Consider the following 6,747-nt stretch of genomic DNA (forward strand, 5'->3'; position numbering starts at 1 on the left):
CCCCCTCGGTGCCCTGCAGCTGGGGCTGGTGGGTGTGGGGCGGGGGGCGGTGGGGGCTGCCGCGCGGCGCCCAGCTCAGCTCGTACCGCACGGCCCGACCGCCGGAGGCGCGGTGCCGGGCGACGAAGCGGCGTGCGTCGCGTCCGTACACGGCCCCGGTCGTCGCCCGGACGAGCACGCGGCGCAGGAGCCCGCCGACGACCGGCAGGCTCGTCAGCACGTCGAGCGGCCGGACGAGCGGCACGTAGAGCCCGGTCTCCTCCGTCGTCGCGCCCATCAGCAGGTCGACGTGCGGGGCGACGTCGCGCCAGGCGGCGTCGCGGTCCTCCTCGGCGGGCAGCGGGGCGCGGCCGTACTGCGGGCCGAACGGCATGCCCCCGCGCAGCCCGAACCGCAGGGCGACGCGCTCGGCTAGGGGCTGGCCGGCGAGCAGCTCCTCAACGGTGGCGTCGGGAGCGGGCGCACCCGTGACGCGCAGCATCGCCTTCGTCATCGCGGACCGACCACGGTCGAGCCCGAGCGGAGCGCTCTGCACGATCGCCCGGCGGAACAGCCCGCGCGCCCCCTCGCTGATCATCAGGTGGGCGATCGAGTCGCCGCCCGACGACTGGCCGAACAGCGTCACCGTGTCGGCGTCGCCCCCGAACGCGTCGATCGTCTCGTGCACCCAGCGCACGGCCTCGAGCTGGTCGAGCAGCCCGAGGTTGGACGGGACCCGCTCGCCGTCGCCGAGGAACCCGAACACCCCCAGCCGGTAGGTCACCGTGACGACGACGACGCGCTGCTCGACCACGAGCGAGCGCGGGTCGTAGACCGCCAGGTCGCCCGCCCCGTTGACGTAGGAGCCCCCGTGGATCCACACCATCACGGGCAGCCGCTCCCCCGGCGCGAGGTCGGCGGGCAAGGTGATCGACAGCGCCTGGCAGTGCTCGGAGTCGACCATGCCGCGGGCCGCGTCGTCGAAGAGCACCTGCATCGACGGCGACGACAGCTGGGGCGACGCGGGCGCGCGCTCGAACGCGAGCAGCGGCACGGGCCGCCCCTCGTCATCGACCGCAGGAGGTGCGGGCCGGGGAGCCTCGAACCGCTCGGCCACCGCGTACGGCACGCCGAGCACGCGCACCACGTCGCCGTCGACGCGCCCGACGACCGTGCCGACCCGCGTCTCGAAGGTGCGGGTCTCGGCGTCGCCGACCTCGGCCGCGGGCGTCTCGGACGTGCTGGTCTCGGACGTGCGGGTCTCGGACGTGCGGGTCTCGGACGTGCGGGTCTCGGACGTGCCGGTCTCGGGTGCGCTGTTCACCGGCTCACGCTACGCGCGCCTCCTGTGCCCGAGCGCGCCCCTCACGCCGGCAGCAGCACGTCCGCCGCCGAGCGCCGCACCGACTCCGTCAGCGTGTCGAGCAGCCGCGAGGACAGGGCCCAGCGCTGCCAGTACAGGGCGAGGTCGACGTGCTCGCCGGGGGCGAGCTCGACGAGCGACCCGTCGGCGAGCAGGTCGAGGCACTGCGCCTCGGGCAGCAGCCCCCAGCCGAGGCCGAGCCGGGCGGCGCGGGCGAAGTCGGCCGACGACGGGACGAACGTCCGGGGCGGTCGCGGGTCGTAGCCGAGCGACGCCCGGAGGAACCCCCGCTGCAGCTGGTCCGACCGGTCGAAGTCGAGCATCGGCGCGGCGTCGACGCGGCCCATTGTCGGCACTCCCCCGAGCCAGCGGTCGACGAAGCCGGGGCTGGCGACCGCGCGGTAGCGCATCAGCCCGAGCGGCTCGGACGAGCAGCCCTGCAGCGGCTCCCGCGTCGACGTGACCGCGGCGAGCACCGTGCCCGAGCGCAGCAGCGAGGTCGTGTTCTCCTGGTCCTCGCGGTGCAGGTCGAAGACGGCGCCCACCTCCGGCGGCAGGGCGGCGAGCGCCTCGAGGAACCAGGTCGCGAGCGAGTCCGCGTTCACGGCCACGGCGATCGACGTGCCGAGCCCGCCCGGCCCGCCGGCGCCTCCCGGACCGCCCGCGCCGTCGCCGGCGCCCAGCTCGACCGCCGCGTCGTCGGCGAGCAGCTGCACCTGCCGGGCGTAGCGCAGCACCACGTCGCCGGCCGCGGTCGTCACGACGGGCGTGGTGCGCTGCACGAGCACCTGTCCCGCGGTGCGCTCGAGCTGCTTGATGCGCTGCGACACGGCCGACTGCGTCATGTGCAGCCGCTGAGCCGCCGCCTCGAAGGTGCCCTCGTCGACGAGGGCACGGAGGGTCACGAGGTGCTCCGAGGCGAAGGTGATCATCAGCAGAGCTTATGCAGCATCACGAACATGAGCTAGAGAGATGCCGCGCCTGCTCCCTAGCGTCGGGACGTGACCTTCTCCTCCCTCCTGCTGCCCGCCCTGTTCGGCATGGGCACCGGCCTCGCCCTGATCGTCGCGATCGGCGCGCAGAACGCGTACGTGCTGAAGATCGGCCTGCAGGGCGTCAACCGCGTGGTCCTCCCGGTCATCGCGGTCTGCGCCGTGAGCGACGCCGTGCTGATCATCGCCGGGGTCGCCGGCGTCGGGGCCTTGATCGCGGCGGCCCCGCAGGCCCTCGTGGCGGTGCGCATCGTCGGGGCCGCGTTCCTGCTCGTCTACGCGGGGTTCGCCGCGAAGCGGGCGATCCGGCCGTCCGGAGCGCTGCAGGCCGAGGGAGGCGCGGTGCAGCCGAGCAGGAAGACCGCCGTCGTCACCGTGCTCGCCCTCACCTGGCTGAACCCCCACACCTACCTCGACACGATCGTGTTCCTCGGCTCGGTGGCGAACCAGCAGCCGGGCGACCTCCGCTGGTGGTGGGCAGGCGGGGCCATCGCGGGCAGCTTCCTGTGGTTCGCGGCGCTGGGCCTCGGCTCGCGCCTCCTCAAGCCGTTCTTCGCGAAGCCGTCGTCGTGGCGCGTGCTCGACGGCCTGATCGCCGTGGTGATGACGGCGCTGGGGCTGCGACTGCTGCTCGGGGCGTGACGCACGCCTCCTCGGTCGGGGCGTTGTTTTGAACTGTTCAAGATAAGGCGCTAGGGTGGTGCTCACGCCGACGGAGACGAGCACCTCGCCCTCACTCGACCGGCGGCCCTCGTCTCCCTGAACGAGGAGGCCCCCATGGACCGCACCGCATCGACCACCCCCGCCCAGCCGTTCCCGCTCGGCGGCCGCTACGTGAGCACCACCCGCCGTGACGAGCCAGTGGGTTCGTACGTCTCGACCGCGCACCGCGACGCGGTCACCATCGGCGCCTACGTGTCGCCGTCGGTGCAGCGCACCTCGCTCGGCCGCTACGTGCGCGCGCAGCTGAACGCGTTCAGCACCCGCACCTCCACGATCCGCACTCACACCGGCTCGATCGTCCTCGGCCGCTAGCCCCCGCCGCGACGACGCACGACGACCCCGCCCCTCGAGAGGGGCGGGGTCGTCGTCTCGTGGCGTCAGCCCTTGTGCAGCGCGTCCTTGACGGCGCCCTTCGTCTTCTCGAGCAGCGGCGACTTGCCCGTCGTGCCGTGGAAGCGCTCGTCCGGCGTGGTCGGAGCGGGCATCGGCGCGGTCGTGGTGGGACCGTCGTGGTACGAGAACTCGCCCTTGCCGTCGGGCGAGGGGCCCGAGGCCCACGACCCCTCCTTCGCGTGCTCGCCGTCGGAGAAGTTGAGGTACTGGTAGTTCACCGTCTGGTCCTCCTTCGACTGGGGGAACGTGCTCGGCACCGGGAACTGCTCGATCCCGTCGTCCTGCAGCTCCTGGATGGCGGCCAGCCACTGGTTCTGGTGCATGGTGTCCCGGGCGATGAGGAAGCTCAGCAGGTCCTTCACGCCCTTGTCGTCGGTCATGTGGTACAGCCGCGCGGCCTGGAGACGGCCCTGCATCTCGCCGTTGGCGTTCGCCGTGAAGTCGGCGAGCAGGTTGCCGCTCGAGGTGATGAAGGCGCCCTGCCACGGGTTGCCCATGCTGTCGACCGGGCGGGCGCCCGCGCCGGCGACGATCGCCTGCTGCACGTCGGTTCCGCCGATGACGGCTGCCATGACGGGGTCGTTCTGCACGGCCTCGTCGGTGAGCCCGACGGGGGCCTTCTCCAGCAGCTGCGAGATCATGATGGCGAGCATCTCGACGTGGCCGAACTCCTCCGCGGCGATGCCGTAGAGGAGGTCGCGGTACTTGCCGGGGATGTGCGTGTTCCAGGCCTGGAAGCCGTACTGCATGGCGATGGTGATCTCGCCGTACTGGCCGCCCAGCACCTCCTGGAGCTTGCGCGCGTAGACCGCGTCGGGGGCGTCGGGGGTGGCGCTGTGCTGCAGCTCTTGCTTGTGGAAGAACATGTGGTTCCTTTCGAGAGGGTGACGGGCTCAGGCGCCCTGGACGGTGTCCTTCGACTGCTGGGCGCTGTCCTTGACGTCGCCGGCTGCCGACCGGGCGTCGTCCTGGACCGTGCTCGCCGCCTCCTGAGCGGTGTCCGCCACGCTGGCGAAGGCCTCCTGCGCGGGCTCCTTGAGGTTCTGCGCGACGTCCTGCGCGGCGCCCTTGGCGGCGTCGACGGCGGGCCCGGCCTTGTCCTTGGCGGTGGCGGCCAGCTCCTGCTCGGCGTCGGACGCGGGGATGAGCGAGGCGACGAGCGCACCGACGCCGAAGGCGATGAGCCCCACGGCGAGCGGGTTGCCCTTGGCCTTGCCGACGGCCTGGTGCGCGGTCTCCTCGGCCGAGTCAGCGGCGCCGGAAGCTGCCCCGGAGACGCTGCTCGTGCCGCTGTGGGCGGTGCCCATGACGGACTCCTTCATGGTGGTGAACTTGCCCTTGACCTTGTCGGTCTGGCGGTGGGCGATGCTCGTCGGGTTGACCTTGTCGGCCAGCGTGTCGACGTCGTAGCTGAGTCCGGCGCGGGTGCGCTCGATCTCGGCGCGGATCTCCTCGGGGGTCTTCGACCCGTCTGCGTTGCTCATGCGGTGCCTCCAGGCTTCACGGTGTCGGGGATCTTCTTGAGGGAGTCGACCGTCTTCGGCGCCCCCTGGATCTGCTTCAGCTCCTTCTTGCCGCGCAGGAACAGCACGAGCGCGACGACGCCGTAGATCACCGCGATGATCAGCGACGACCAGCCGAGGCCGATGAGGGAGCCGAGGCCCCACATCGCCGCCAGCGACAGGAACAGCAGGGCGAACAGGCCGGTGAGCCCGGCGCCGCCGAACATGCCGGCGCCCTTGCCCGCCTTCTTGGCCGAGACGCTGAGCTCGGCCTTGGCCAGCTCGACCTCCTGCCGGAAGAGGGTGGAGATGTCGCCGGTCACGCCGCTCAGCAGGTCGCCGAGCGACGTGTTCGCCGCGCGTTCCTCCGGAGCGGGCGAGTCGGGGCCGGGGACCCGGGGGTCCGGGCCGCCGACGGGAGAGGACGGGTACGCCGCCCCCGTTGTCGGGTCGGTCACGGGCGCGCCCCCGTGGAGTCGGGCCAGGTGCCGGGCACGCTGCTGGTGCTCGTGCCGGCGGTGCCGCTCGTCTCGCCGAGGCCGGGGACGTCGCCCTCGGTGACGACGTCGTACTCGCCGGCGATCGGGCCGGTGGCCGAGGTGCCCGTGGTGTGCGCGGCACCCGTGGCGTGCGCCGCACCCGTGGTCGAGCTGCCGGCGCTCGGGGCGGAGGTCGACGCGGCCCCGTGCTCGTCCTTCGCCTCGGCGGTCAGCGACTTGACGACGCGGCCGGCGAGCAGGCCGGAGACCGCGGCGATGGCGATGAAGGTGCCGGGCTTGCGCGCGGCGAAATGCTTGACGTCGTCGAGCAGCGACCCCGGGTCGCGCCCCTCGAGCCACTCGGCGACGCCGTGCGCGCGGCCCGACAGGTTGCCGACGAGCTGCTGTGCGACTCCGCCGTCGGAGCCCTGCGCCATCGACTCGAGCTGCTGACCGACGGTGCGGAGGCCGGCCGCGGCCTTCTCCTGCTGTGCGCCGGCCTGGTCCCTCAGCTCGGACGTCGTCTGGCCGAAGAGCTGCTTCGCGTGGTCGGCGGCCTCCGAGGCGACCTTGCCGGCCTGCTCCTTGGCGCTGCCGGCCACGTTCGCGGCCTGCTCCTTGGCATCGCCGGCGACCTTGCCTGCCTCGCCCTTCGCCGCGTCGGCCTTCCCGCCGCCGCCCGAGTCGGAGTCGCCGGTCGAGCCGGTCGGGCCGGTCGTGCTGCCGCCGACGGTGCCGTACGCGCCGGTCGAGCCGACGGCGGTGCCGTCGGTCGAGGAGGCGCCTCCTGCGGCGCGGGGGACGCCGTCGACGTCCGTGTCGTCCAGCGGGCGCTCGAGGCTGCTCTCGACGTCGCGGTAGGCACCGGCCTCGCCGAGCGGCGAGCCGGTCTCGGCGGCCTGGTCGTACACGGGGGTCGACGGCGTGGTGCCGTCTCCGTTGGTGTCGCTCATGTCGAACCTCTCCAGGGTCGTGACCGTGGTGATCACGGTCGTCTGTGGTCGCCTCAATCTGTCCCGAGCCGAGGGAGGCTCGTCCCAGGAACGAGCATCAGGGGGACAAAGAGGCAGGGGGGCTTGACCCCGTCCCCTGCCAGCAGCGACAATCCGCGCGCGTTCGACAGCCAGCCTCCCGTTCGACGGGGTACGCCGAGCGCCCGCGACGCCTGTCGTCGCGCCCGCGACACGGGTCTCCGCACGCGCGGACGAGCGGTTCTCCGCGCGACACGAGCGCCGGGACGCCGGGACGCCGGGACGCCCGACGCCCGGACGCGCAGCGAGGCCCCGTCCTCCCGGGACGGGGCCTCGCCGTGGAGA

At 73.1% G+C, this 6,747-nt stretch carries 8 protein-coding genes; 2 read left to right on the plus strand and 6 right to left on the minus strand.

From position 1 onward, the window contains the following. Both RWM17_RS10890 and RWM17_RS10895 read right to left on the minus strand, forming a co-directional pair. Window positions 1-1,303: carboxylesterase family protein (locus RWM17_RS10890; RefSeq protein WP_314103592.1), on the minus strand; the 1,303-nt coding region annotated here is incomplete at its 3' end. A 41-nt stretch (window positions 1,304-1,344) separates the two neighbouring features. Further along, the gene (locus RWM17_RS10895; RefSeq protein ID WP_314103593.1) at window positions 1,345-2,274 is read right to left on the minus strand and encodes a LysR family transcriptional regulator ArgP; all 930 of its coding nucleotides are present in this window, start codon (window positions 2,272-2,274) and stop codon (window positions 1,345-1,347) included. 108 nt (window positions 2,275-2,382) lie between these two features. On the opposite strand from RWM17_RS10895, the gene RWM17_RS10900 reads away from it, so the two are divergent. Together RWM17_RS10900 and RWM17_RS10905 are read left to right on the plus strand one after the other, a co-directional pair. After that, on the plus strand, window positions 2,383-2,976 hold the full coding sequence (locus RWM17_RS10900) for a LysE/ArgO family amino acid transporter (protein ID WP_314103602.1): 594 nt from the start codon (window positions 2,383-2,385) through the stop codon (window positions 2,974-2,976). A 135-nt stretch (window positions 2,977-3,111) separates the two neighbouring features. Then, the gene (locus tag RWM17_RS10905; RefSeq protein WP_314103594.1) at window positions 3,112-3,369 is read left to right on the plus strand and encodes a hypothetical protein; all 258 of its coding nucleotides are present in this window, start codon (window positions 3,112-3,114) and stop codon (window positions 3,367-3,369) included. A 65-nt stretch (window positions 3,370-3,434) separates the two neighbouring features. On the opposite strand, the gene RWM17_RS10910 is transcribed toward RWM17_RS10905, so the two are convergent. The 4 genes from RWM17_RS10910 to RWM17_RS10925 all read right to left on the minus strand — a co-directional run bounded on the left by RWM17_RS10910 (window position 3,435) and on the right by RWM17_RS10925 (window position 6,384). Continuing rightward, window positions 3,435-4,316: a manganese catalase family protein gene (locus tag RWM17_RS10910; RefSeq protein ID WP_314103596.1), complete on the minus strand. Its 882-nt coding sequence runs from the start codon at window positions 4,314-4,316 to the stop codon at window positions 3,435-3,437. Between the two features lie 27 nt (window positions 4,317-4,343). Then, a complete protein-coding gene (locus tag RWM17_RS10915) occupies window positions 4,344-4,934 on the minus strand; it encodes a DUF3618 domain-containing protein (RefSeq protein WP_314103598.1) in 591 nt (196 codons plus the stop codon). Then, window positions 4,931-5,287 (minus strand): phage holin family protein, encoded by a 357-nt coding sequence (locus tag RWM17_RS10920; protein WP_233569147.1) that lies wholly within the window; start codon window positions 5,285-5,287, stop codon window positions 4,931-4,933. Before RWM17_RS10920 ends, RWM17_RS10915 begins: the two co-directional genes overlap by 4 nt. A gap of 119 nt (window positions 5,288-5,406) precedes the next feature. Then, window positions 5,407-6,384: a hypothetical protein gene (locus tag RWM17_RS10925; protein WP_314103599.1), complete on the minus strand. Its 978-nt coding sequence runs from the start codon at window positions 6,382-6,384 to the stop codon at window positions 5,407-5,409. Between the last annotated feature and the right edge of the window lie 363 nt (window positions 6,385-6,747).

This window comes from uncultured Frigoribacterium sp. (assembly GCF_963515265.1).
Classification (GTDB): Bacteria; Actinomycetota; Actinomycetes; order Actinomycetales; family Microbacteriaceae; genus Frigoribacterium.

Excerpts from the sequence above, each read along its gene's own strand:
- RWM17_RS10925 (WP_314103599.1), bottom strand. The coding sequence starts at position 6,384 with ATGAGCGACACCAACGGAGACGGCACCACGCCGTCGACCCCCGTGTAC.
- RWM17_RS10910 (WP_314103596.1), bottom strand. The coding sequence starts at position 4,316 with ATGTTCTTCCACAAGCAAGAGCTGCAGCACAGCGCCACCCCCGACGCC.
- RWM17_RS10905 (WP_314103594.1), top strand. The coding sequence starts at position 3,112 with ATGGACCGCACCGCATCGACCACCCCCGCCCAGCCGTTCCCGCTCGGC.
- RWM17_RS10895 (WP_314103593.1), bottom strand. The coding sequence starts at position 2,274 with ATGATCACCTTCGCCTCGGAGCACCTCGTGACCCTCCGTGCCCTCGTC.
- RWM17_RS10915 (WP_314103598.1), bottom strand. The coding sequence starts at position 4,934 with ATGAGCAACGCAGACGGGTCGAAGACCCCCGAGGAGATCCGCGCCGAG.
- RWM17_RS10900 (WP_314103602.1), top strand. The coding sequence starts at position 2,383 with ATGGGCACCGGCCTCGCCCTGATCGTCGCGATCGGCGCGCAGAACGCG.